This is a genomic window from Amycolatopsis sp. NPDC004625 (assembly GCF_040609695.1).
In the GTDB taxonomy this organism is placed as follows: Bacteria; Actinomycetota; Actinomycetes; order Mycobacteriales; family Pseudonocardiaceae; genus Amycolatopsis.
In genome coordinates this window covers 44,480-68,951 of record NZ_JBEXKX010000019.1, presented here as the reverse complement: position 1 = coordinate 68,951, position 24,472 = coordinate 44,480, and the positions used below count along the sequence as shown (strand labels likewise).

21 protein-coding genes are annotated in these 24,472 nt (G+C 73.2%); 10 read left to right on the top strand and 11 right to left on the bottom strand.

What is annotated here, in order from left to right; all coding sequences use genetic code 11:
- Positions 1 to 11 precede the first annotated feature (11 nt).
- A complete protein-coding gene (locus ABZW17_RS22775; protein ID WP_354817427.1) occupies positions 12 to 731 on the bottom strand; it encodes a sugar isomerase domain-containing protein in 720 nt (239 codons plus the stop codon).
- A gap of 74 nt (positions 732 to 805) precedes the next feature.
- Between ABZW17_RS22775 and ABZW17_RS22770 the strand changes: the two genes are divergently transcribed.
- The 7 genes from ABZW17_RS22770 (at position 806) to ABZW17_RS22740 (ending at position 7,006) form a co-directional block, all read left to right on the top strand.
- Entirely contained in the window at positions 806 to 1,504 is a 699-nt protein-coding gene (locus tag ABZW17_RS22770) for an SDR family oxidoreductase (protein ID WP_354817424.1), read from the top strand.
- Between the two features lie 9 nt (positions 1,505 to 1,513).
- On the top strand, positions 1,514 to 2,458 hold the full coding sequence (locus tag ABZW17_RS22765; RefSeq protein ID WP_354817421.1) for an RNA polymerase sigma-70 factor: 945 nt from the start codon (positions 1,514 to 1,516) through the stop codon (positions 2,456 to 2,458).
- An 81-nt stretch (positions 2,459 to 2,539) separates the two neighbouring features.
- Positions 2,540 to 3,718, top strand: coding sequence for an FAD-dependent oxidoreductase (locus tag ABZW17_RS22760; RefSeq protein WP_354817418.1), 1,179 nt, complete (start codon positions 2,540 to 2,542; stop codon positions 3,716 to 3,718).
- A gap of 113 nt (positions 3,719 to 3,831) precedes the next feature.
- Positions 3,832 to 4,422 (top strand): RNA polymerase sigma factor, encoded by a 591-nt coding sequence (locus ABZW17_RS22755; protein WP_354817415.1) that lies wholly within the window; start codon positions 3,832 to 3,834, stop codon positions 4,420 to 4,422.
- Positions 4,379 to 5,077, top strand: a complete 699-nt coding sequence (locus ABZW17_RS22750) for an anti-sigma factor (RefSeq protein WP_354817412.1) — start codon at positions 4,379 to 4,381, stop codon at positions 5,075 to 5,077. Before ABZW17_RS22755 ends, ABZW17_RS22750 begins: the two co-directional genes overlap by 44 nt.
- Before the next feature lie 98 nt (positions 5,078 to 5,175).
- Positions 5,176 to 5,739, top strand: coding sequence for a hypothetical protein (locus ABZW17_RS22745; RefSeq protein WP_354817409.1), 564 nt, complete (start codon positions 5,176 to 5,178; stop codon positions 5,737 to 5,739).
- Between the two features lie 121 nt (positions 5,740 to 5,860).
- Positions 5,861 to 7,006, top strand: a complete 1,146-nt coding sequence (locus ABZW17_RS22740; RefSeq protein WP_354817406.1) for a DICT sensory domain-containing protein — start codon at positions 5,861 to 5,863, stop codon at positions 7,004 to 7,006.
- A 33-nt stretch (positions 7,007 to 7,039) separates the two neighbouring features.
- Here ABZW17_RS22740 and ABZW17_RS22735 read toward each other — a convergent pair whose 3' ends face one another.
- From ABZW17_RS22735 to ABZW17_RS22710, 6 genes are all read right to left on the bottom strand, one after another.
- Entirely contained in the window at positions 7,040 to 8,980 is a 1,941-nt protein-coding gene (locus ABZW17_RS22735; RefSeq protein ID WP_354817403.1) for an RICIN domain-containing protein, read from the bottom strand.
- 2 nt (positions 8,981 to 8,982) lie between these two features.
- Complete coding sequence (locus tag ABZW17_RS22730) at positions 8,983 to 11,115, bottom strand: beta-galactosidase (protein ID WP_354817400.1); 2,133 nt, start codon at positions 11,113 to 11,115, stop codon at positions 8,983 to 8,985.
- Positions 11,116 to 11,141: 26 nt separating this feature from the next.
- A complete protein-coding gene (locus tag ABZW17_RS22725) occupies positions 11,142 to 11,960 on the bottom strand; it encodes a carbohydrate ABC transporter permease (RefSeq protein WP_354817675.1) in 819 nt (272 codons plus the stop codon).
- 32 nt (positions 11,961 to 11,992) lie between these two features.
- Complete coding sequence (locus tag ABZW17_RS22720) at positions 11,993 to 12,868, bottom strand: sugar ABC transporter permease (protein WP_354817397.1); 876 nt, start codon at positions 12,866 to 12,868, stop codon at positions 11,993 to 11,995.
- Complete coding sequence (locus ABZW17_RS22715) at positions 12,865 to 14,244, bottom strand: extracellular solute-binding protein (RefSeq protein ID WP_354817394.1); 1,380 nt, start codon at positions 14,242 to 14,244, stop codon at positions 12,865 to 12,867. The genes ABZW17_RS22720 and ABZW17_RS22715 overlap by 4 nt, the downstream gene beginning before the upstream one ends.
- Before the next feature lie 74 nt (positions 14,245 to 14,318).
- The gene (locus ABZW17_RS22710; RefSeq protein ID WP_354817391.1) at positions 14,319 to 15,347 is read right to left on the bottom strand and encodes a LacI family DNA-binding transcriptional regulator; all 1,029 of its coding nucleotides are present in this window, start codon (positions 15,345 to 15,347) and stop codon (positions 14,319 to 14,321) included.
- 232 nt (positions 15,348 to 15,579) lie between these two features.
- Between ABZW17_RS22710 and ABZW17_RS22705 the strand changes: the two genes are divergently transcribed.
- Positions 15,580 to 16,146, top strand: coding sequence for a dihydrofolate reductase family protein (locus tag ABZW17_RS22705; RefSeq protein WP_354817388.1), 567 nt, complete (start codon positions 15,580 to 15,582; stop codon positions 16,144 to 16,146).
- A gap of 1 nt (position 16,147) precedes the next feature.
- Here ABZW17_RS22705 and ABZW17_RS22700 read toward each other — a convergent pair whose 3' ends face one another.
- Entirely contained in the window at positions 16,148 to 17,155 is a 1,008-nt protein-coding gene (locus ABZW17_RS22700) for an RNA polymerase subunit sigma-70 (protein WP_354817385.1), read from the bottom strand.
- 87 nt (positions 17,156 to 17,242) lie between these two features.
- Positions 17,243 to 17,821, bottom strand: a complete 579-nt coding sequence (locus ABZW17_RS22695; RefSeq protein WP_354817382.1) for a TetR/AcrR family transcriptional regulator — start codon at positions 17,819 to 17,821, stop codon at positions 17,243 to 17,245.
- Between the two features lie 56 nt (positions 17,822 to 17,877).
- Here ABZW17_RS22695 and ABZW17_RS22690 point away from each other — a divergent pair, with 56 nt between their 5' ends.
- A complete protein-coding gene (locus tag ABZW17_RS22690; RefSeq protein ID WP_354817379.1) occupies positions 17,878 to 18,780 on the top strand; it encodes an alpha/beta hydrolase in 903 nt (300 codons plus the stop codon).
- 52 nt (positions 18,781 to 18,832) lie between these two features.
- On the opposite strand, the gene ABZW17_RS22685 is transcribed toward ABZW17_RS22690, so the two are convergent.
- Positions 18,833 to 20,467, bottom strand: a complete 1,635-nt coding sequence (locus ABZW17_RS22685) for a vWA domain-containing protein (protein WP_354817376.1) — start codon at positions 20,465 to 20,467, stop codon at positions 18,833 to 18,835.
- A 190-nt stretch (positions 20,468 to 20,657) separates the two neighbouring features.
- Here ABZW17_RS22685 and ABZW17_RS22680 point away from each other — a divergent pair, with 190 nt between their 5' ends.
- Complete coding sequence (locus tag ABZW17_RS22680; RefSeq protein WP_354817672.1) at positions 20,658 to 23,636, top strand: BTAD domain-containing putative transcriptional regulator; 2,979 nt, start codon at positions 20,658 to 20,660, stop codon at positions 23,634 to 23,636.
- Here ABZW17_RS22680 and ABZW17_RS22675 read toward each other — a convergent pair.
- Positions 23,620 to 24,402, bottom strand: a complete 783-nt coding sequence (locus tag ABZW17_RS22675) for a Calx-beta domain-containing protein (RefSeq protein WP_354817373.1) — start codon at positions 24,400 to 24,402, stop codon at positions 23,620 to 23,622. The genes ABZW17_RS22680 and ABZW17_RS22675 overlap by 17 nt on opposite strands.
- Positions 24,403 to 24,472: the final 70 nt, after the last annotated feature.

The following is a 24,472-nucleotide window of genomic DNA, read 5'->3' as shown; positions in this document are numbered from 1 at the left end:
CCGGTGCGGCATCAGAGCATCGGCACCTGGCTCCGGTACCGATCGAGGAACCCCGCGTTGGCCGCATCCCCGCCGGGCAGGTTCGAACTCTGCCAAAGCGGCACCGCCTCGTCCCCCGCCAGCGCAGTCAGCCGGACCAGCAACAGATTCCACAGATAAGTCGAGCAAATCGTCGACAACGCACCGGTGGTACCGCTGGCACTGGGAACAACTGCATCACCCGGCGGGATCCCGGTGTCCACCACGGCGTCGGCCCGTTCGCCGAGCTTGGCGAACGATCGCGCCGGCGCGCTTTCCATGTGGGGCCGGGACGAGAACGCGACGACGTAGGCACCCTGCTTCCGGAGCTCGCCGGCCAGTTCGACCGGGAACGCGTTGACGCCCGAGTTGGAGAAGACGATCCCCACGTCCCCGGGCCGGACCCCGGCCTGCGCGACCAGGGTCGCGGCCAGCCCGGGCACGCGCTCCAGCTGCGTGCTGGCCTGGGCGCCGTGCAGCGGCAACAGGCCGGGGTGGAACAGCGGGCGGACGCACGCCAGGCCGCCGGCGCGGTAGAACGTCTCCAGGACCGCGGCCAGGCTGTGGCCCGCCGCCGCGGTGTGCACCAGTTGGCCCGCGCGGACGGTGTCGAGGAGGCGGGCGGCCACCGCGTCGAGGGTGGCGGTGTTGCGGTCTTCGATCAGGCGGAGGTGCTCGCGCACCGCCGCGCCGAAGTCGGTGGTGAAGTCCACGGGTTCTCCTCGCTGACGTGACGGGTACCCCTATGGTCTAGACCATTTGGGGTTCGTTGGCTAGCCTGTGCCCCGTGACCGATCGCGTGTTCCTCATCACCGGCGCTTCCCGGGGCATCGGCGCCGCCACCGCCCGGCTCGCCGCCGAAGCCGGCTACCGCCTGGTCCTCGTCGCGCGCGACGAGAGCCGCCTGACCGGCCTGGCCGCGCAGCTGGGCGACCCCGGCCGGGTGTGGCCGGCCGCCTGCGACGTGACCGAGTGGACGCAGCTCAGCGGGCTGGTCGACCGCGTGCAGGACAAGTGGGGCCGGCTCGACGTGGTCTTCGCGAACGCCGGCGCCAGCGTGGTGACGTCGTTCCTCGGCCACCGCGGCGCGCCCCCGCAGGAGTGGCGGGACATGGTGCTCGCCAACGTCTACGGCCCCGCCCTGACCGCCCGCGCCGCACTCCCCGCCCTGGTGGCCTCCGGCGGCCACCTCGTGCTGACCGGCTCGGCCGCCGGCCGCGGCGTGCGGCCGGGAAACCTGTACTCGGCCACGAAATGGGCCGTCACGGGCCTCGCCCAGAACATCCGCGCCGAGTGCGCCGGCACCGGCGTCCGGGTCACCCTGGTCCAGCCGGGCCTGGTGGACACCGGCGGCATCCCCGCCGAGCGGGCCGGGGACCCCAAGCTCGACCCCGCCGACATCGCGCGCGCGGTGCTGTACGCGGTCGGCCAACCGGCCACAGTGGACGTCAACGAGATCCTCGTCCGCCCGGCCGGCCTGTTGTAGCTTGGGCCCATGCTGGTGGGCGCGCGCGAGGTCGAGACGTTCGAGGGGGCCCGGCCGCGGCTGGAGGCCATCGCCTACCGGCTGCTCGGGTCGGCGGCCGACGCCGAGGACGCCGTGCAGGACACCTACCTGCGCTGGCAGTCGGCCGACCACGCGCTCATCGCGACGCCCGAGGCGTGGCTGACGAAGGTGCTCACCAACCTCTGCCTCACCCGGCTCACCTCCGCGCGGGCGCGGCGGGAAACCTATGTGGGCCAATGGCTTCCCGAACCGGTCTTCGCCGGCGACCGCATGCTCGGGCCGTCCGACACCGTCGAGCAGCGGGAGTCGGTGTCGATCGCCGTGCTCACGCTGATGGAACGGCTTTCGCCCCGGGAACGCGCCGTCTACGTGCTGCGCGAGGCGTTCGGCTACGCGCACGGCGAGATCGCCGAGCTGCTCGACCTCACCGAGGTCAACTGCCAGCAGATCCACCGGCGGGCCAAGCAGCACCTGGCCACCGATCGGCGCCGGGCGGAGGTCGACGCGGCCGCCGCTCGCCGGATCGTCCAGGAGTTCCTCGCCGCCGCCCTCAGCGGACGGACCGACTCGCTCGTGAAGCTGCTGACCGAGGACGTGGTCAGCGCCGGCGACGGCGGTGGCGTGGTCTTCTCGGTGCCGCGCCCGGTCACCGGCGCCCTGCGGGTGGCGAGGTTCCTGCGCACGCTGTTCCGGCCCACCGACGCCAAGTGGGAAATGATCGGCGGCCGGCCCGAGCTGTTCGCCGCGGTCGCCAACGGCGGGCCCGCGCTGGTCATGGTGGTCGGCGACCGGGTCGCCGCCGTCTTCACGCTGGAGGTGACCGCCGAGGGCGTCGCGGCCGTCCACGCCCAGGCCAACCCCGCCAAGCTCGAACGCGCGACGCGGCAGTGGGCCGCGTCCGGCCCCGGCGAACCCCTCTCCGGCAACTGGTGACCTGAATCACACCGCGCTGCTGTCAGGTTCCGCGCCCCTGCCCGGTTCAGGGAGCACAACCGACCGGACAGGAGCACCACCATGAAGCACCGCATCGTCGTCCTCGGGGCCGGGTACGCCGGAGCCAACGCCGCCGGCCGCCTGGCGCGGCGGCTGCACGCCGCCGACACCGAAATCACCCTCGTCAACGCCGAAGCCGGGTTCGTCGAACGGGTCCGCATGCACCAGCTCGCGACCGGCCAGGACCTCGAACCGCGCCCGCTGGCCGAGGTCTTCGCCGGCACGGGCGTGCAGCTGCGGACGGCGCGGGTCACCGCCGTCGACGTCGAACGCCGGACCGTCGCCCTCGACGGCGGCGGCGAGCTCGCCTACGACACGCTCGTCTACGCCCTCGGCAGCACCGCCGCCCTCGACGGGGTCCCCGGCGTCGCCGAGCACGCCCACCACCTCGCCGGCCGGACGGCCGCGCTGCGGCTGCGCGAGCGGCTCGCCGGCCTCGCCGCGGGCGGCACCGTGCTCGTCGCCGGGGGCGGGCTCACCGGCATCGAAGCCGTCACCGAAATCGCCGAAGCCCGCCCGGACCTCGCGGTTTCCCTCGCCGCCCGCGACGGCCTCGGCGACTGGCTGAGCGACAAGGCCCGCAGCCACCTCCGGCGGACGCTCACCCGGCTCGGCGTCACCGTGCACGAGGGCACCGCCGTCGCGGCGGTCGAACCGGACCGCGTCGTCACGACCGACGGCCGCGCGATCCCGGCCGACGTGACCGTCTGGACGGCCGGCTTCGCCGTCCACCCCATCGCCGCGGCCACCGCGCTCGAGGTGTCGCCGACGGGGCGGATCGTCGTCGACGACACGATGCGGTCGGTCTCGCACGCCGACGTCTACGCCGTCGGCGACGCGGCGTACGCCCCGGGCGCGCACGGCACGCCGCTGCGGATGTCCTGCGCGTCGGGGGTGCCTTCGGCCCACCACGCGGCCGACGCGATCGCCGCCCGCCTGACCGGGCGCCCGCTGCCGCCGAACAAGATCGGTTACACCGCCCAGTGCATCAGCCTCGGCCGGCACGACGCCATCGTGCAGTGGGTGACCCCGGACGACCGGCCGAAACCGTCCGCACTCACCGGCCGGACGGCCGCCCGGCTCAAGGAGTTCATCTGCCGCAGCGCCGCTTGGAGCGTCCGCCACCCGACGTCGGCGGCCCCCACCCGGCGCCGCCACGTGGTCCCGGCCGGCGAACCGGCGGCCCGGACCACGGCCTGAGGCCGGCGATCGGGCCGGCGCGACGGCCCGCGCTGGTGAACCGCACCGCCACCACCCACCCCGCAGCCTGCGCGAACGCCGTGCGGCGGTCCGCGCAGGCTAGGGTGGCGGCTGTGTCCGACGACGACCTCGCGTGGCGCTTCGCCGCCGGCGAGCCGGAGGCGTTGCGCGCGGTGTTCGACCGCCACGGCCCGGCCGTGCAGCGGCTGGCTCGCGCCAGCTTGAGCGATGGCGCGGACGTCGACGACGTCGTGCAGGCGACCTTCGTCTCCGCCTGGAGCGGCCGGCACACCTACGACCCCGAGAAGGCGGGCCTGCTGTCCTGGCTGCTGGGCATCACCCGGCGCCGCATCGTCGACCTCCTGCGCGCCCGCGGCCGCCAGCACCGCGATTCCGCCGCGGCCGCCGCCGTCGCCCCCGTGGCCGAGGGGGTGGCCGAATCCCCGGAACGCGTGCTGGACCGGCTGGTCATCGCCGACGAGCTGATCAGGCTGCCGGACCCGCAACGGGAAGTCCTGCACCTGGCCTTCTACGCTGATCTCACCCACACCCAGATCGCCGAGCGCACCGGCCTGCCGCTGGGCACGGTCAAGAGCCACCTCCGCCGCGGCATGCAGCACCTGCGCTCCCAGCTCGACCGCGCCCCGGAGGAGGTGACCGATGACGCACCCGGACCCCGATCGGCTCGTGCTGCTCGCCCTTGACGACCAGCCGCCCGGCCCGGCGGACGCCGCCCACCTCGACGACTGCGCCGACTGCCGCGACGAGGTCGAGTCCCTGCGCGCGGTCGCGGCCCTGGGCCGCGAAAGCCGCACCGAAACCGCCCTGCCGCCGGTGTCCGAAGCCGTCTGGGACCGCATCGCCGCCGAAACCGGCCAGCCGCGCGCCGCCGACCACCCCGCCCCGGACGAGCGGCGACCGGCCCGGCGGCGGCTGCCCCGCGGCGCTCGCTACGCGGCCGTCGCGGCGGCCGCGGCCGCGATCGGTGTGGCCGGCACCGTGCTCGCGGTCGACGCCGGTGGCGGCGAGCGGGTCGTCGCCGAGGCGCAGCTGACCCGCCAGGCCGCCGCGCCCGCCGGTGCCGGTGGCCGGGTGCGGATCGTCGACGCGGGCTCCGGGTCGTTGCGGCTGAAGGTCGAGCTGACCGGCATGCCCGCGCCGGCCGGGCTGTACGAGATCTGGCTCTACGACGGCAGCACGACCATGATCCCGCTCGGCGTCACCGCGGGCAGCGAAGCCGACGTCGCCGTGCCCGCCACCCTCACCTGGAGCCGGTTCCCGGTCGTCGACGTCTCCGCTCAGCACCTCGGCCAGCAGGAGCACGGCGTCAGCATGCTGCAGGGCACGTTCCGCGGCTGACCGCCCGGCCGCCGAAGTTCCCCGGTCCCGGCTGCATCCGGCCGGCCGCTTCCCGGCGTATCCCCTCGTGTCCAGGAAGCAACGGAAACGGAGTGATCATGCGCCTTCGCATGCTCGGGCTGTCCCTCGCCGCCGCCGCGGCCCTGGCCGGCGTCGCCGCGGCCCCCGCCCAAGCGGCCCAGCCGGCCCACGCACCGTCCCACGCCGTCTCGCACCACCACCACGGGTACCACTTCGGCAAGGGCCGCACCGACCTGACGCTCGACGCGGCCGCGGCGAGCGCGCTGACGTCGCTGGGCGTGAAGGTGTCCCCGGTGCTGGCCACGGTGCGGCACACCGGCGGCAAGACCGTGTTCGGCTTCACGATCGTCGGCAACCCCAAGGACGGGACGATCGAGCACGTCGGCGGCCTGCTGCTGCGCGCCGGCGGGAAATGCCTTTACCTGACCGGTTACACCATCGACCTCAACCGCGGCGTGCTGAGCGGGAAGATCGACTTCGGCGCCCGCGCCGACCTGTTCACCCTCGGCGCGGCGACCCCGGCCGGGGTCACGCTGGCCCTCACCGCCCCGGCGGCGGCGCTGCTGAACAAGACGTTCGGCGTCACCGCGTTCACCGCGGGGCTGGTCATCGGCTACGGCAACCCGATGGTCCGCAAGTAACCGGACGCGCCGGGCGCCGCTCGCGGTGAGTACCCAAGTTAACGCCATCGGGTGACTATCCGTGAGCGGCGCTCGTCAGTACGGTCGGTATCTCCCCCTCCCCCGCGCGAAGGCGATCACGATGCCCCAGGCAGATGCGCGCGCCGGCGTGCTCTCCAAGCGCGCCCTGGTGACGGCGTCCCACGCGGTCGAGCGCGCCGCCCTCGCCGAAGGCGTCGGCGACGACACGGTCGTGTTCGCCCTGTTCCAGCGGTTGCCCTACTTCGAACGAGAACGCAAGGTGTACGCGCAGATCGCGCGCCGGGCCGCCGTCACGGTCGTCGGCATGGTCGACTCCGGGCGCCCCGACCTGCCGCACGGCGTCACGCCGGTGCTGCTGCGGCCCGACGAACCGATGGCGCGGGAGTGGTCGGTCGCCGTGCTGTCGCCGACGTTCGGCGCGTCCGTCGTCGCGCAGGACCTCGACGAGGTCGACCCGCAGGCGGCCACCGTCGAACGCGCCCGGTTGTTCAGCGGCCGCTGGGGCCTGCGTCGTGACGAGGCGTACGCCGAGGTGGTCCGGCTCCGCGACGCGATGGGCGACCGGCTGCCCCCGGCGGTGCGGCGGAAGGTCGACGAGGTGCTGGCCTCGGTCGGCACGCCGGCCGCCATCGACGTCGAAAGCCGGGCGGAAGCGGCGTTGCGGCACGTGGCGGCCCGGCTGGACGAAGCCCGCGACCGCGCCACCCCGCCGCCGGTCACCGGCCCCGCCGTCGACCCGGACACCGGGCTCGCCACCCTCGCCGGGATAGCCGCCTGGCTCGGCGACGCGACCGACACCGTGCCGCTGGGGCTGGTGCTGATCGGGGTCGACGACCCCGCCGCGGTCGAACGCCGGCACGGCGCCCGCGTCCGGATGCACACCGAGCAGAACATCGCCGACCTGCTCCGCGAGGGCCTGCGTCCCCTCGACCGCGCGGTGCGGCTCGGGCCCGGCGAATTCCTCGTGGTCCAGCCCGTGGTGTCGCCGGCCGACCTGACCGAGCGCAGCCGCCGCCTCGAGCACCGGCTGGCGGCGCTGCACACGACCTACCCGTTCGTGGACCTCCACCCCCGCACGACGACGCTGCTGACCCGCCGGCGCCCGTTGCCGCTGCCGAAGCTGCGCGCCCAGCTGCGGGAGGTGCCGGAGACGACGCTGTGGCCGCCGAACCAGGGCTCGTTGCCGCTCCCGCAGCGGCCCCGCCCGGCGCCGATGCGCTCGGGCGCGGGCCACGGGTTCCGCTGAGGCGCCGGTCCTTCACCGCGAAGCCGGCGGGCGTCAGTTGATCCGCCGCACGGTCCACGCCTGGTCCGGCGTCCCCAGCTCCGCCCAGGAAACCGCCTTCGCCAGATCCGACGGCGATCCGTTCGCGATCGTGACCACCCGTCCGCTGCCGACGTTCCTGATCACCGTCCGGTCCCCGCCCGACGCCACCGTCCACACCTGCTGCGCGTTGCCCGTGTCGACGGCCGCCTGGGTGATCGCCGGGTGGGTGTCCGTCAGCGCCAGGCCCGATTTCGCGTTCAGGATCCGGTAACCGCCGTCCGCCGCCGCGAAGTGCCACAGGTGCCAGGGCTGGTTGGCGTACCACCACTGGTCGGCCTGGGTTCCGGGTGCCGTGGAGCCGCCCGGGATCTCCAGGTACCTGCCCAGTGCGTTCCGGATCGTGAAGTCGCCGGTCGTGAGGTCGGGCCGGGCCGTTTGGTGCAGGGTCCACCGCTGGTGGCGGCCGCCGGTGTCCGGCCCCTGCGTCACCGGCGCCGTGGACCACGCGGTGAGCAGCTTGCCACTCTTGCGGTTCACCAGCTCGAACGTCCCGTCCGGCTGCTGCGCGACGGCCCATTCCTGGGTCGCCGACCCCGGCGCCGGCGTGCGCAGCTCCAGCCAGGCACCGTCCAGAGTGGACGCTCCGACGACCGACAGGACGCGGCCGGCGTCGGCTACGGTGAAGTACCCGCTCGGCTGCCGGGTGAGCACCCAGGGCGCACCCGTGCTCTGCTGGACCACCGACGTCCCGGTCACCCCGAGGTTCAGCCCGGACTGCTCGTTCGTCAGCGTGTACGTCGCCCCGTTCGAGAGACCCGGCGCGACGTGGTCGAGCGCGAACTCGACCGTGTTGAGGTAGGTGCTGTCGTGGTAGCCGCCGGTCACGGACATGACCGTGACGCCGTCCGGCAGCACCATCAGGCCGCGGCTGTACCCGCCGGGCGCGTTGGACGCCTGCGAGCGCCACTGGGCCGGGTCACCGCCCGCGGTGTTGACGGCGAGCGCCGTCTGACCGCCGTCGCTGACCACGATCGTGCCCTGCGGCCCGCCCGCCGGCGTCCAGACGACGAACGGCTGGCAGCACGGCTTGGTGCCGTCGTCGAGGATGATCTGCTGGTCCTCGGCCTGCAGGAACTTCTCCGGGTCCGTGGCGATCTTGTAGTACACCGGGCAGCTGCCCTGCGGCGCGCCGCAGTACTCGTAGGTCATGATCCACCGGCCACCCGGCAGCTGCGCGACGGTGGCCATGCCGGGCCGGGCCCGCTGCGCGGGGTAGGCGACGTCGTCGGTCACCGGCCCCCATGTCCGGCCGTTCGTGGTGACCTGGTGAACGAGCTTCTGGGAGTGCTTCGCGTTGTCGCGCTGGTCCGAGTAGTACACGATCAGCTTGCCGTCGTGCATGAGCAGGACGGGTTCCCAGATCGGCGTGTTCGGATCGGCCACGGAAGCCGCGCCGCCCTTCGCGACCGAGCTCAGCAGCTTCCACGTCTTCCCGATGTCGGTGCTGGCGTAGAGCAGGATTTCCGTGGAGCTCAGGTCCGCGGGCACCGACAGGCCCGAGACGAGCAGGGTCCCGGCCGGGAGCGTGCCGAGCGGGGCCGGCAGCTCGTAGATCTCCGGGTTCCAGCGCAGGCCGTAGCCGTTGACCGTGTCGGTGACCTGGGAGACGTACGTCCAGCTCTTCCCGGCGTCGCCGCTGCGGTACACCGGGAACACCGGGGCACCGGCGTTCCGGTAGACCTCGAACGTCGAAACCACGGTCCCGTTGGCTTCGCCGTTGTGGTGCAGGGTGATCGACCGCGCGTACATCACGCCGGGGTCGACGTACCCCGCGGCCGCCGTCGGCTTGAAGATCGTCGTCGGGCCGCTGGTCTGCGCGGTCGCCGCCGGGCTCAGCCCCAGCAGCGCCACGACCGCGAAGACCAGCAGCACCTTGAAAGATCGGGAGACCATCGCTACTTCCTCACCGGGGGTCGTTCCACGAACACGCGGACGTCCCACGGGCCGAGGCTCAGGGCCATCCCCGTCGGCACACTCGTGCCGTCTAGCAGGTCGGACAGGGGCGCGGGCGCGGTCGCGGTCGCGGGCGTCCAGCTCCAGTTGTGGATCACGTGCACCCGGCGGCCGTCGGGTGCGGTCCCGGTGGTCGCGGTGACGGACTCCGGCAGGTTCGGCCACGCGTGCGCGGGCAGCGGCACCAGCCAGCGGGCCAGCGCCCGGCCGAACGCGGCGTCCGGGACCGTGCCGACGCAGGTGACGCGGCCGTCCCCTTCGGTCCGCGTGGTCACCGCGGGCCAGCGGCCGAAGTGCGGGTGGTCGTACCCGGCGAGCACCTTCGCGTCGAGCACGGTGAGGCCGTCGACCCAGCGCGTCGCCGCCGCGTCCGGGGGCAGCTCCAGGGGGCTGTCCGGGACCGGCTCGAGCGGGATGTCCGCGGTGAGGTTGCTGAACTCGTCGTACTGGACGCCGGCGATGTCGGTGAGCCGGCCGGGTGCCGGTTCGGGCCGCGCCCGCCCCTCGTGGTCGGCGTAGCCGGTGCGGGGGCCGAGGACGAGGTGGCCGCCCGCCCGGGCGTACTCGGCGAGCCAGTCCAGGGTGCTGTCCCCGGCGAGGTACAGCGCCGGGACGACCAGCACGGGGTGACGTCGTGCGGCTTCTTCCGGCGCCACGCCTTCCCGTTCCCCGTGGGGATCGTGCAGTTGCCTGATGTGGACGATCCGGACCTGACGCCCCGCGTCGAACGCGCCCCGGTAGAACGGATCGAAGAACCGGTGGTAGGACGCCGCGTCCGGCTCGCCGTCCGGTGTGGACAGTGCGGGGTACTTCTGCATGAGCCACTTGCTCGGCGTCGAGTACACCATCGTGAGGTCCGCGTCCGGCTCGAGCCCGGCGACCGTGGCTCCGGCGAGCTCGAACTCCTCGCCGAGGCGGGCCAGTTCGGCGTAGGTGCGGCCCGGCCGGCCGCTGTGCGGCAGGATCCCGCCCCAGTAGGTCTCGGCGCCGAAGTGCAGCGTGTGCCAGTGCCAGTACTCGATCATCCGCGCCCCGCGCGCGACCAGCGCCCAGGCGGCCTGGCGCCACTGGCCGTCGAAGGCGGGCCGGTTGTCCCAGGTCTGGCCGATGTGCATGGCGTTGGTTTCGGTGACCAGGAACGGCGCCTGCCGCGAGGAGAACATCCAGTCCGCGGTCTGGTACAGCGCCCAGACACCGGTGGTCTTCCACTTCTGCTCGTGGCCGGCCGGGGTGGGGTCCGGCAGCGCGAGCCCGTCCTGCATGACGTAGTAGGGGTTGCCCGAGGCGATGTCGAGGCGGTCGGTGAGCTCGTCGTCCTCGACCGCCGGGCGCGTGTAGGAGATGCACGTGGTGACGAACTGCCCGGGACGGGCGTACCGGCGGACGAGGTCGGCCTGCCAGGCGATGAACTCGGTGGTCTGGCGCGCCTGGAACGCCCGCCAGGCGACGTCGTACTGCGGCTGGACGTTGCCGTCCGGGGTCCACAGGTCGGCCCACGTCGAGAGCCGGTGCGACCAGTAGACCAGGCCCCACTCGCGGTTGAGCGTCTCGACGTCGCCGTACTTCGCCCGCAGGTGGTCGACGAACCGCTGGAAGACACCGTGATTGTGGAACAGCTCCAGGCCCGGCTCGTTGTCCACCTGGAACCCGATCACGGCCGGGTGGCCGGCGTGGCGGGCGAGGATCTCGTGGATCACCCGCTCGGCGTGGAACCGGAACGCCGGGTGCGTGAAGTCGACCTCCTGGCGGGCGCCCCAGCCGATGCGCCGGCCGGTGGCGCGTTCGCCGGTGATCTCCGGGTACTGCCGGGCCAGCCACGGCGGCACCGCGTACGTCGGCGTCCCGAGGATCACGGAGATCCCGCGTTCGTGGGCCCCGTCGAGGACCGGCTGCAGCCAGTCGAGGTCGAAGCGGCCGTTTTCGGGTTCCCAGGTGGACCAGACCGACTCGCCGACGCGGATGACGGTGAACTTCGCCTCGGCCATCAGGTCGAGGTCGGTCTTGAGCCGCTCGTGGGGCTGGTACTCGTGGTAGTACGCGGCACCGAACAGGACGCGGGCGGGCAGGACCGCCATGGGGAAACCTCCACAATGGATCGTTGTCACTGCTTGACGGCACCGGTCGCGAGCCCGCTCTGCCAGTACCGCTGCAGGACCAGGAACGCCACGACGAGCGGGATGATCGAGAGCAGGGAACCGGTCAGGACCAGCGGCAGCATCTCGCCGCTGGACCCCGCCCCGCCGTTCTGGGCCTGGGCGGCCCAGGAGGCGAGCCCGACCGTGACCGGGTACAGGCTCTGGTCGTTGAGCATGATCAGCGGCAGGAAGTAGTTGTTCCAGGTGGCCACCAGGGTGAACAGCACGACGGTGACCAGCCCCGGTGCCAGCATCCGCAGGGCGATCCGGAAGAAGATCCCGGCCTCCCCCGCGCCGTCGATGCGGGCCGCTTCAATGACACTGTCCGGGACGGCGTCCTCGGCGTAGATGCGCATCAGGTAGAGCCCGAACGGGTTCACCAGCGACGGCAGGATGACCGCCCACGGCGTGTTGACCAGGCCCACCTGCGAGAACAGCAGGTACGTCGGGATGGCCAGCGCCGTCGCGGGCACCATGACCGCGCCGAGCACCAGGTTGAACCCGGCGCCGTGGCCGCGGAAGCGGAACTTCGCGAAGCCGTAGCCCGCGGTGGCCGCCAGCAGCGCCGCGCCGAGCGCGCTGACCACCGCGTAGAGCACCGTGTTCAGCAGCCAGTGGCCGAAGATCCCGTCGCCGTGCGTCAGCGTGTCCGCGATGTTCGCGAACAGCTGCGGTGCTTTGGAGAACCACAGCCCGAAGGAGGTGAACAGGTCCTGCGTGCTCTTGGTCGAGGCGATCGCCAGCCAGAACAGCGGGAGCAGGAAGTACGCGAGCGCGGCCAGCATCGCGATGGTCAGCGGCACGCTGCGGCGGCGCGTCACGGCTGCCTCCGGCGGTTGGCGGTGATCAGGATGGTGTAGGAGACGACGACGATCACCGCTCCCAGGAGGAACGACACCGTCGCCGCGTAGTTGACCTGCTGGCCGGTGAAGGCCAGCGAATACGCGTACAGGTTCGCGGTGTAGGAGCTGTCGATGACGTTCGGCGCGATCGTCTGCAGCAGCTTCGGTTCGTTGAACAGCTGGAAGCTGCCGATCACCGAGAACAGCAGGGTCAGCAGCAGCGCCGGGCGCAGGGCGGGGAGCTTGATCGACCACGCCGTGCGCCACGCGCCGGCACCGTCCACTTCGGCCGCTTCGTACAGCTCGCCCGGGATGGTCCGCAGGGCGGCGTAGAGGATGATCATGTTGTAGCCGACGAACTCCCACGTGACGACGTTCGCGAGGCTGCCGAGCATCCAGCTGTCGGTGAGGAACTTCGGCACCGGCAGCCCGAGGAACCGGCTCAGCTGGGCGAACGGCCCGTAGTCCTGGCCGTAGAGGTAGCCCCACATCAGCGTCGCGACCACGCTGGGCACCGCGTACGGGACGAAGACACCCAGCCGGACCACCTTCGCGAGCCACATCAGGCCGCTGTCCAGCGCGAGCGCGAACAGCAGCGCCAGCAGCAGCATCACCGGCACCTGGACGACGAAGAACGTGGCCACCCGCAGCACCCCGCGGAGGAACTGCGGGTCGGTGACGGCCTTGGCGTAGTTGTCCAGCCCGACGAAGACCGTGCCGCCGATCAGCTTGTGTTGGAAGAAGCTCAGGTAGGCGGCGTAGCCCAGCGGGGTGACGAAGAGCAGCGCGAACAGGATGAGGAACGGGGCCACGAACCACGGCCCGGCGGAGCGGTGCTTCACCGTGCTCATCCGCCCTGCACCGTGAAGCCCTGGTTCTTGGCGAACGTCGTGATCCGCGTCTGCCACTGGCCGAGCGCGGCGGCCGTGTCGGTCTTGTCGGCCAGTGACTTGCCGACGGTCTCGGTCCAGTCGGTCACCGCCTGGTCCAGGAACGGCGGCCACTGGAAGGACGGCGAAACCGTGTCGCTGACCGCGCTGAACACCTCGTTGACCTTCTGGCCGCCGTAGAAGGCGGGCGCGTCACCGGTGAACGACGGGTCGGCCAGCAGGGCCTTGGTCGCCGGGAAGAAGAACTGCTTGGTGGTGAACATCTTCGTGGTGGCGGGGTCGGTGTTGAGGAACTGCGCGAACAACGCCGCCGCGATCGGGTTCTTGGTGCTCTTCAGCACCGCCGTGGTCGAGCCGCCCCAGTTGCCGGAGCTCGGCTTGGCCGGGTCCCACTGCGGCAGCGGCGCGGCCCGCCACTTGCCCGCGGTGGCCTTGGCCGAGCCGGACAGGAAGGCCGGCCCCCACGCCGCGGTGATCCAGGTGGCGTACTTGCCGTTGTTCAGCGAGGCGTACCAGGAGTCGGTGAAGTCCGTCTCGGTCCCGATGACGCCTTCCTTGGCCAGCCCGCCCCAGTAGCCGGCGAGCTTCCGGGCGCCCGGGCTGTCGACGGCGACCGTGATGTCGCTCTTGCCGGACAGCGTGTACGGCTTCTCGCCGGCCTGCCAGAGCAGGCCGTGCCAGGCCGCGGCCTGGTTCGCGGCGAGGTTGGTCAGGTAGACGTCCGGCGCGGCGGCGTGCAGCTTCCGCGCCGCGGCCGCGAACTCGTCCCACGTCTTCGGCACGGTGATGCCGTGGGCGTCGAAGATGTCCTGCCGGTACAGCAGGCCCATCGGACCGGTGTCCTGCGGGATCGCGAAGATCTCCCCGCCCGCGCCGCTGACCTGTCCCCACGTCCAGTCGACGAACTTGCTCTTCAGCGCGTCGGCCCCGTAGGGCCGCAGGTCGAGCAGGCTGTCCAGGACCGTGAAGGTCGGGAGGTACTGGAATTCGACCTGGGCCAGGTCGGGGGCGCCGGTGCCCGCCTGCAGCGCGGTCCGCAGTTTCGTGTACTGCGGCGTGCCCTGGCCCGCGTTCTGCACCTTCACCTTGATCGCCGGGTACTTCGCGGTGAACAGGGCGACCTCCTGCTCGATCTCCGGGGCCCAGCTCCAGAAGACCAGCTCGGTGGGGGTCGCCATCGCTTTGTCGATGTCGGCCTGGCTCACCCGCTCGGCGGCGGGCGCGGCGCTGCCCCCGCTGCCGGTGCAGGCGGCCAGCGCGGCGCCGAGCGAGACCGCGCCGGCCGCGGCGAGGAAGGACCGGCGGCTGAGAGCGTGCTGGGGAACGAGTTCGGGCATGACGGAACTCCAGACGGCGGACGGCGGCGTGCCGGGGCACACCGGAAAGTGGTGGTGCGAAAAGGTTTTTGCGCTCAGCCCGGGTTTCGGGCGGTCGAGGCGCGGACGACGAGGTCGAGCGGCGGGTCTTCCGGCTCGAGGTCGTCCGCCTGCGGCTGTTCGACGGCGTGGACGAGCAGGCGCAGGCCCGCGGCCGCCATCGCGTCGAACGGCTGCCGCACGGTGGTCAGGGGCGGGGTGACGTACGCGGAGATGGGCGTGTCGTCGAAACCGACGACGCTGACGTCCTCGGGGACCCGTTTGCCCGCTTCGAGCAGCGCCCGGATCAGCCCGATGGCCATGTCGTCGTTGGCCGCGAACACCGCGGTGACGTCGTCGGCGGCCAGCACCCGGCCGGCGGCGTGGCCGGACCGGGCCGACCAGTCGCCGTCGACGACCGGGGGCACCACGGCACCGCGCGCCCGCAGTGCCTGGCGCCAGCCCTCGGTCCGGTCCCGGGCCGCGTACCACCGCCGCGGGCCCGCGATGTGGTGGACGGTCTCGTGCCCGAGGTCGAGCAGGTGGTTCGTGGCGAGCCGGGCGAGTTCTTCGGAGACCACCCCCGCGGTGATCAGCCGGGGCGCGGTGAACGACGGCGGCGCACCGAACACCAGCACCGGCACGTCGACCTGCAGGGCCAGCGGGCCCTCGTCGATCGGCTCGGAGATGACGATCCCGTCGACGCCCTGCTCGAGCAGCGATTCGACGGCGCCGGCGACGCCGGCCGGGTCCCCTTCGAGGGTGCTGACCACGCGCAGCGCGTAGCCGGCGTTCTGCACCGCGCGTTCGATGCCCACCAGCAGGGACGCGGGCCCGTAAAGCCCGGTTCCCAGCGTGACGACCCCGATCGACCGGGTGCGGCCGGAGGCCAGCGCCCGGGCGGCGTTGTTGGGCCGGTAGCCGATCTCCTCCGCCGCGGCCAGCACGCGGCGGCGCACGTCGGCGGACACGTACTGCTCGTTGTTGAAGACGCGGGAGACGGTCTTCTGCGAGACGCCGGCGGCCAGAGCCACGTCCTTGCTGCTGGGTGCGGGCGAACTCCCGCTCCGGCCCGATCGCGTCATTGCTTCTCCCGGTCCTCGCTCACCGGACATCGTGCCTGGTGAGCCGTGTGACTGCGCTGACATGTCTACGCAGTCAGAACACCGCCGTCAAGACCGCGGAAGCAACGGGAAGCCGGTTCGACTGATTCGACGGCTCAGGGCCGCCGCACGCCGCCCCGAGCCGAAGACCGATCAGGTTTCCGCGCCGCGGCCGTCTGTAGGTGGTGAGATCGACTCACAGGAGGCGGACACGATGCGGAAACTGATCTTCGGCATGAACCTGACGCTGGACGGCTACACCGCCGCGATCGGCGACGACATCGGCTGGAGCGGCGCGCCGAGCGACGAGCTGTTCCAGTGGTGGCTCGACCAGGAGCTGGCCTACGCGCTGACGCTCTACGGGCGCAAACTGTGGGAGGCGATGAGCTCCCACTGGCCGACCGGCGACCAGCGGCCCGGCGCGACCCCGGCGGAGGTCGCGTTCGCGCGGAACTGGCGGGACACGCCGAAGGTGGTGTTCTCCTCGACGGTCGACCAGGTCGGCTGGAACACCCGCCTGGTCACCGGGGACGCCGTCGCCGAGATCACCCGCCTCAAGGCCGGGGACGGCGGCCCGATGAGCATCGGCGGTGCCACCCTCGCCGCGGCGGCCATGCGGGCCGGGCTGATCGACGAATACGCGATCGTCACCCACCCGGTCCTGGTGGGCGGCGGCACGCCGTTCTTCACGGCGCTGGACGGGTGGGTGAACCTGAACCTCGTGGAGACGCGGACGTTTCCCGGCGGCGTGGTGCTGACCCGGTACGAGACGAGACGCTGAGTCACCACACCGGCGGCAGGCCCAGCCAGGGTTTGCCGCCGGCGGCGAATCCGGTCAGCTCGGCGATCTTCCCGTCGACGACGTCCAGGACCGCCACGGCGAACAGCCGGTGCTCCGGGTCGCCGGGGGTGCGCAGGTACAGCGCGGCGGCCGGCATGCGGTTGACCGTCGTGGCGATCCCGCGCCAGTCGTCGTGGCCGGGCCGGAAGAGCCCACCGGAGACCCAGCCGTCGACCGCGTCCCGGGCCGTCGTGGTGCCGGTGCCCGCCTCGGGCAGCATCGCGAACCGCAGGTCGTCGCGCAGCAGGGCGATCAGCGCGTCGAGGTCGTTGCGCTCGTGGGCGGCGATGTAGGACTTCACCGCGCCGCGCTCGTCGTCCGACAGCTCGTGGGGGGCGGGGCTGCGCCAGTCGAGGCGGCGGCCGGGCAGCTGCCCGCGCACCGTCACGCGCGCCCGCTGCAGGGCGCTGGTCACCGACGCGACGGTCAGCTCGAGGGAGCCGGCGGCCTTCGACGCCGGCCAGCCGAGAACGTCACGCAGGATGAACACCGCCCGCTGCCGCGGCGGCAGGTGCTGCACGGCGACGATGAACGCCAGCTCGACCGTCTCCCGCGCCACCACCGATTCCTGCGGGTCCTCGGGCAGCATCCGATCGGGGTAGGGCTGCAGGTGCAGCACGTCCGCGGCCGCGCCCGGCAGCTCGGCCGGCCGGAGGGTGCGGTCGGTGTGCCTGGCCAGGAAGTCGAGGCAGGCGTTCGTCGCGATCCGGTACAGCCAGGTCCGCAGCGCGGCGTGCCCCCGGAACGACGCCCGCTTGTGCCACGCGCGCAGGAACGTCTCCTGCGTCAGGTCCTGGGCGTCCTCGTAGTTCGCTAGCATCCGGTAGCAGTGCAGCTGCAGGTCACGCCGGTGGCGCTCCGTGACGCCGGCGAAGCGCGCCGGGTCGTCCGAGCGGACCGCCGCGAGGAACGCGGCCTCGTCGGCACCCGGCGGTCTGGCGTCGGTCATGGTCATCGATCCTTTCGGCGGTACGAGGGCTACCGGAACTGACGACCTGACGCCGGATTCCTGATCGGTGACCGGGGAAACCGGCACCTAAGGCCGCCGCTCGGGAATCCGGGCGGCGACCGCGGCCACCGTCGCCAGGTCCTCGCCCGAGAACCCGGCGCGGCTCAGCACCGCCAGGGACTTGTTCGTGGCCAGCGTGCACAACGCCAGCTCGGCCGCCTCCCGCTCGCCCGCCCCCGCCGCCCGCAACGCCGCCTCCAGCATCGCCCGCAAGGCGTCGATCAGGCCGCGGACCATCGACTGGCTCTCCACGTCGAGGGCCGGGAACTGGGTGGCCGACACCGTGATCAGGCAGCCGTCCGGGACCGCCGGGTCCGCGATGCGGTTCAGCGTGACCTGCAGGTAGGCCGCCATCACGGCCCCCGGGCTCGCGTGCGGGCCGGCCAGGGCCCGGTCGTACTGCGGGTGGTAGGTCTGCGCGTACCGCTGCAGGCTTTGCCGGAACAGGGCGCTCTTGTCGCCGAAGGTGCCGTAGAGCGAGCTGCGGCCCAGGCCCGTGCCCTCGACGAGCCGGTCGATCGAGGCCTCCGAATAGCCCCAGCGCCAGAAGACGTGCATCGCGCCGCGCAACGCCTCGTCCACGTCGAACTGCTTGCGACCCGCCATGGTTCCTCACCCTACACATCTTGCACCGATCGTTCCAACATGGCTATGGTCGCCCCATGACAAGTTGGACTGAACGTTCCAAGATGCCGCTGCCCGCCGGGTTCACCGACGTCTTCACGAGCCGGCTCGTGGAGCTGGACGGGCTGCGGCTGCACGCGGTCACCGGCGGGGACGGCCCGCCGCTGCTGCTGGTCGGCGGGTGGCCGCAGACCTGGTACGCCTGGCGGGAGGTGATGCCCGCGCTCGCCCGCCGGCACACCGTCGTCGCCGTCGACCCGCGCGGGGCCGGGCTCTCCGACCGGCCCGACGACGGTTACGACGCCGGCACGCTGGCCGCCGACCTGGTCGCGCTGATGGCCGCGCTCGGGCACGACCGGTTCGACGTGGTCGGCCACGACGTCGGCATGTGGACCGGATACGCCCTCGCCGCCGACCACCCCGAGCGGGTCGGCCGGCTCACCGTCGTCGACGCCATCATCCCCGGCCTCACGCCGACCCCGTCGGTCTTCGGCTCCGCCGCGGTCAACCAGCGGCTGTGGCACTTCGGCTTCAACCGGCTCGACGGCCTCAACGAAGAGCTGGTCCGGGGGCGGGAACGGCTCTACTTCGGCACCCAGTTCGCCACCAAGGCCGCCACCCCGGACGCGATCCCCGCCCACGCCGTCGACGTCTACGTCGACGCGATCGTCGCCCACCCCCGCGGGCTGCGGGCGAGCTTCGCGTACTACCGGGCGTTGGACGAAACGATCGCGCAGAACGAAAAGCGCCGGGAGACCCGGCTGACGCTGCCGGTGCTCGCCATCGGCGGCGCGCGGTACTGCGGCCCGCAGGTCGCCGAAACCATGCGCCTGGCCGCCGACGACGTCACCGAGGCGATCGTCGACGATTGCGGCCACTACGTCGCCGAAGAGCAGCCGGCCCGGTTCACCGAAATCCTGGAAGGGTTCCTCGGCCGTTGACAGGCGCGGGCGGCCCCCTCGACGGATCGAGGGGGCCGCCCGGCTCGGGTCACTATTCGGTCGACAGCTGGAACTCGACGCCGCCGAGGTCCTCGTCACCGCTGGACTGGGAGACGCGGACGACGAAGTCCGTGCCCACCGCCGCGTCCGTCGCCGTGAACGTCACCGCCGTTTCCCAGCGCTCTTTCGGCTGGATCACCAGCCCCTGCAGGACCGCCTGCTGCCCACCGGTGATCTCGACCTGCGTCTCCCCCACCGGACGCACGCCGACCCCCTTTTGCCCGCTCTGGCGCCAGCGCTCGGCCAGCACCTTGCCGAGGTCGACGACCACCTTGCCGGCGCCGCCCGCGAACGGCTTGCCGGGCTGGGTGAAGACCAGGTCGGTCGTCGTGGCCCGCTCGAGGACCGGGTTGCCGAGGGTGAACGGGTGCGTCACCGGCGTGCCGGGCTTGAGCTTGACCGTGTCCACGTTGCGCCACGCGATGTTGTTGTTGTTCCGCGTGTTGACCAGCGTGTTGGAGCCGGTCACCTCGGGGTAGGTCATCGGGTCGGTCGCCGAGATCCACCGGGCGAGCAGGCAGAAGTGGCCCGGTCCGGGCACCGCCGTCCACGGGATCGTCACCTGGGTGGTGCCCGCCGGCACGGTCACCGTCGCCGACGAGCCGATCGGGGTCCAGTCCATCGGCCACAGCGCCGCCCCGCCCTGGGCGGTGTAGGACACCTCGACGTGGCCGGTCGACGCGCCGGACCCGCCCGGGCCCGGGTTGTTCAGCGTCACGACGACGTAGTTCGTCGCGCCGACGACCGGGTTGGTGCCCGCGCACGGCGGCGGCGACGTGCACACCTTGATGTCCGGGCTCGTCCAGATCGGGTTCAGGCCGTGCGGCGCGACGCCGGTGTCGGCCGGCGCGTCCTTGATGAAGACGTCGGTCTTGCGGCAGTTCTTGAGCGCGTCGAGGATCGCCGCGCCGGCCCCCGTGCCGTTGGCCGGCGTCGCCGCGTACGTGCCGCCGGTGGTGGTGGCGTAGTCCTGCATGATCGGCGCGATGCCGGGCAGCGTGTTCGTCTGGACGTACACCGCCGAGACCTTGATGCCCTTGTTCGCCGCCTGCACCGCCCGCAGGTGGGCGTTGGCCTGGTCGGCCGCGGTGAAGGTGTCGTCGAAGCCACCCGGGTGGGCGTCGGTCACCAGGATGACCATCTTCGTGGCGTTGCTGCGCCAGGTGCCGGAGAAGTTGCCGGTCTGCGGGCGCCCGGTGGCGGGCAGGTCGTTGACGGCGGTGTTGACCGCCTCGTCGGACGCTTCGGGCTCACCAGCGCCGCCGGTCGCGGTCAGCGCGTTGATCTGCGGGGTGACCGCGCCGAGGTTGAGCGGCGCGAGGTCGGTCCGGACCGTCACGTCGTCCTTGAAGGTGACGAGGCCGAGCTGGTAGTCGTTGCCGGAGTTGGCCTGCACCGCCGCGGCGATGTTGCCCAGCTCGTTCTTGATGTTGGTCAGGGCCGGGCCCATGCTGCCGGTGTCGTCGATGACGAACGCGACGTCGAGCGGCCCGCACGGCGACGTGGGCGGCGGGGCGGCGGCCGGGGCCGCCGCCGCGGGGACCACGGGCAGGAACGCGGCCGCGGCGGCGAACGCGAGCGCGGCGGTGAACGGTCTGCGGCGCCGGGGCCGCGATCTGGTGCTCATCCGGTCTTCCCTCACAGAGTCGGAACAGGGACGGGAACCGAGCGTCACCGCGCCCGGTTGTGAACCGGTTGTCGTTGACCCCGCGGATCAGCTGGTTGGCTGTTTTCGCCCCTTCTCGCGCTGGTTACGCTCGCTGAGCGGTGGTGCCGCGCGGGAAGGAGCGGGGGTGTCCCAACCCGGGGAGCTGCGCGTGCTGGGGCCGGTCGAAGCGGTCGGCCCGGCCGGACCCGCGACCCTGCACGGGACGCGGCAACGGGTCGTGCTCGGCGTGCTGGCCCTGCACGCGGGCACCGTGCTGCCGATCCCGCGGCTGGTCGACGTCCTGTGGGGCGAAGACCCGCCGCGCACCGCGGTCAAGACGCTGCACAGCCACGTCGCCCGGCTGCGCCAGGCCCTGGAAGGCTGCGGGTTCCCGGGCGTCCTGGTCACCCGCGAGCCGGGCTACCTGCTGACCGTCCCGCCGGTGGCGGTCGACGCGCACCGCTTCGAACAGCAGGTCCGCGCGGGGGCGGCCGACCTCGCGGCCGGCGCCGTCGAGCGGGCGGCCACCACCCTGCGCGCGGCGGTCACGCTCTGGCGCGGGGACGCCTTCGCCGACGCGGAACCGGCGGGCTGGGGCCGGCGCGAGGTCGACCGGCTGCACGAACTGCGGCTGGGCGCGCTGGAAGACCTCTGGGACGCCGAACTGCGGCTGGGCCACCACGAACAGGCCGTCCACGAGCTGCCCCGGCTGCTCGCCGACGCCCCCGCCCGGGAACGGCTGACCGGGCTGCACATGCTCGCCCTCTACCGCTGCGGGCGGCACACCGACGCGCTCGACGTCTTCCAGCGGCTGCGGCGGCGGCTCGCCGACGAGCTCGGCGTCGACCCCGGCCCCGAACTGCTGGCCCGGCACACCGCGATCCTGCGGCGGGACCCCGCCCTGGACCTCCGCCCGGCCGCGACCGGGCCTTCGCAGCTGCCCGCGGGCGTCGGGCACTTCACCGGCCGCGAAGCCGAGCTCGCGGCGCTCGACGCCGTGCTCGACGAGCCCGAACGGCCGGTGGTGGTGGTCTCGGGCGCGGCGGGCATGGGCAAGACCGCGCTGGCGCTGCACTGGGCGCACCGCGTCGCCGCCCGCTTCCCCGACGGCCGGCTGTTCCTCGACCTGCGCGGCGAGGACCCGGCCGAGCCGCTGCCGGGCGCCCGGGCGCTGACGCACCTGCTGCGCAGCCTCGACGTGCCCGACGAGAACATCCCGGCCGACCAGGCCGGGCGCGCCGCGCTGTACCGGTCGCTGCTGCACGGGCGCCGGTGCCTGGTCGTGGTGGACAACGCCGCCGGGCTCGACGACGTCCTGCCGCTGATCCCGGGCACCGGCCCGGCCCTGCTGGTCGTCACCAGCCGGCAACACCTCGCCGCGCTCGGCACCCGCCACGCCGTGCGCCCGATCGCCCTGGACGCCTTCGGGCACGCCGAGTCCGTCGCGCTGCTGGACCGGGTGCTCGGCGCCGAGCGGGTGCGGCGCGAGCGGGGCCCGGCCGCGCGGGTGGCGCGGCTGTGCGGCGGGATGCCGCTGGCGCTGCGCATCGCGGCCGCCCGGCTGGTGGGCGCGCCGAAGCGGCCGATCGCCGAGCTCGCCGCCGAGCTGGCCGGCGCGGGACGGCTGGAAACCCTTGCGGTGGAAGGGGATTCCCGCACGGTCCGGACGGTGCTCGCCACCGCCTACCGCCCGCTGGGCGCCGCGCAGGCCCGGTTCTTCCGCCGGGCCGCCCTCGGCCCGGGGGCCACGTTCAGCGCCGCCCTCGGGGCCGCGCTCTGCGAGGTGCCGGGCGCCGACGGCGAGCGCGCCGCGGCCGGGCTCGCCGCCGCGCACCTCGTCACGGCCGCCGGCGCGGGCCGGTTCCGGTTCCACGACCTGATCCGCGAGTTCGCCCGGCAGTGCGCACGGGCCGAGGAGCCCCCGGCCGCCCGCGCGGAGATCGCCGACCGGCTCGTCGACTGGTACCTGGTCGCCGCGGCGGCGGCGAACCGGGCCATCGACCCGGACCGCGACCTCGTCACGCCGGCCCCGCGGTTCGCCGCGCCCGAGGCGCCGGTCGGCGACGGCCGGCACGCCGCCCTGACCTTCCTCACCGCCGAGCGCGACAACCTGCTGCCCGTCGTGCGGTTCGCCCGCGAGCACGGCCGCGCCGAGGCCGCGTGGCAGCTGACGTACCTGCTGACCAGCTTCTACGACACGGCCGGGCACTGGCACACCCGCGTCGAGCTGTGCCGCGAGGGCGCCGCCGCCGCGACCGGGCTCGGCGACCCGCTGGCCGAGGCGGAGATGCTGCGGGCGCTGGGCGTCGCCTACTTCATGACCCGGCGGCTGCCGGAGGCCCTGGAGACCAACGCGGCGGCGTTGCGGACGGCGCGGGCCGCCGGGGACGTCCAAGGCGAGGGGCACATCCACAACAACACCGCCAACGCCTACGCCGAACTGCGCCGCTTCGACGAAGCCATCGCCGCGCACCGGCTCGCGGTGGCCCGCAACGCCGCGGCCGGCAACGACCTCGGGCACGCGCTGTCCCAGCGCAACCTCGGCCACACCTACGTCCGGATGGGCCGCGCTTCGGAAAGCCTGGAACCGCTGACGGCGGCGCTGACGACGTTCCGCTCCCTCGGCAACGCCCGGCTGGAGGCGGCGACGCTCGACACGCTCGGCGAAGCGCACCTGCAGCGCGGGGACCACGGGGCGGCGCTGGCACACCTTCGCGCGGCGCTCGCGGTCAGCCGCGTGCTCGGCGACCGCTGGCTGGAGTGGGAGTCGCTGCTCGACACCGGCCGGGTCCACCTGGACCGGAGCGACTTCGCCACCGCGTCGGGCCACTTCGGGCAGGCCCTCGACCTCAGCCGCGACGTCGGCGACCGGCACGGCGAGGCGGCCGCGCTGGAGCACCTCGGCCGCGCCCGGCTCGGGGCGGGCGACCTGGCCGCGGCGCGCGAGCACCTGGAACGGGCGCTGGCCGTGCGGGCCACCGTCCCCGACGGCTACGAGCAGGCGCACCTGCACCGCGACCTCGGCGACCTCGATGCACGGCTCGGCCGGGCCGCCGACGCGGCCCGGCAGTGGGCCACGGCCGCCGCGTTGTACACCCAGGCCAACGCGACGGCCGAGGCCCGCGAGGTGACTAACCGCCGGGCTTGATCGTCACCTCCGTCCGCGCGTTCCCCAGCTTGCCGGCCGAGGTGCTGAACAGCTCCAGCACGAACCGGGACTCGCCCTGCTTGCCGTCCAGCAGCTCGACCACGGCGCCACCACCGGACGCGCCGGGCGGGATCGTCACCGTCGCGTCCTTGACCGGCACGTAAGCAGGTTCGCCGGTGCCGAGCGGCAGGGTCCGGTAGTGCACGGTGACCGGTGCCCCGGCCGGGCCGCCGAGCCCCACCCCGACGGTGCAGACCCGCCAGCAGATCTTGCCGCCGTCGGTGGACACCACGACCGGCGGCCCGCCGAGGCCGTCGTCGTCGAGGATCCCGCCCGCGGCCAGGTCGTCGGCGAGGACCAGCCCGACCGGGTTGACCAGGTGCAGCAGGAACGGCTCGTTCGGCTCCCCGGCGGCGTCCTTGACGACCTGGACGGCGACGGTCCGCGAGCCGGCGTCGCCGGCCCAGCTCAGCTGGCCCGCGACGGGCACGTAGTCGGCCGGGCTGGTGGCGCCGGGCGTGGCGTCCTCGGTCTTGTAGGAGACCGACCCGGTCGGCGTACACCCCGCAGCGGCCGTGACGGACACGGTGAAGGCGAAGGTGGTGTAGGCCGGATTGGGCTCCCCGAGCCCCGGGGTGCCTTCGTAGAGGGTCCGATCGGCGACGGCCACGGAGGCGGGCCCGCAGCCGGCGGCCACCGCGCCCGCGGGGGCCGCCGTCCCCAGGCCGAGCAGGAGCACGACCAGCGCGAGCACCGCTGTTCTCATCGAAGTCCCCCTTGCGTCCGGGCCCGCGAGGAGCGTGCCGTCCGCCATGGGTACCGCGTCCCGGTTGCAG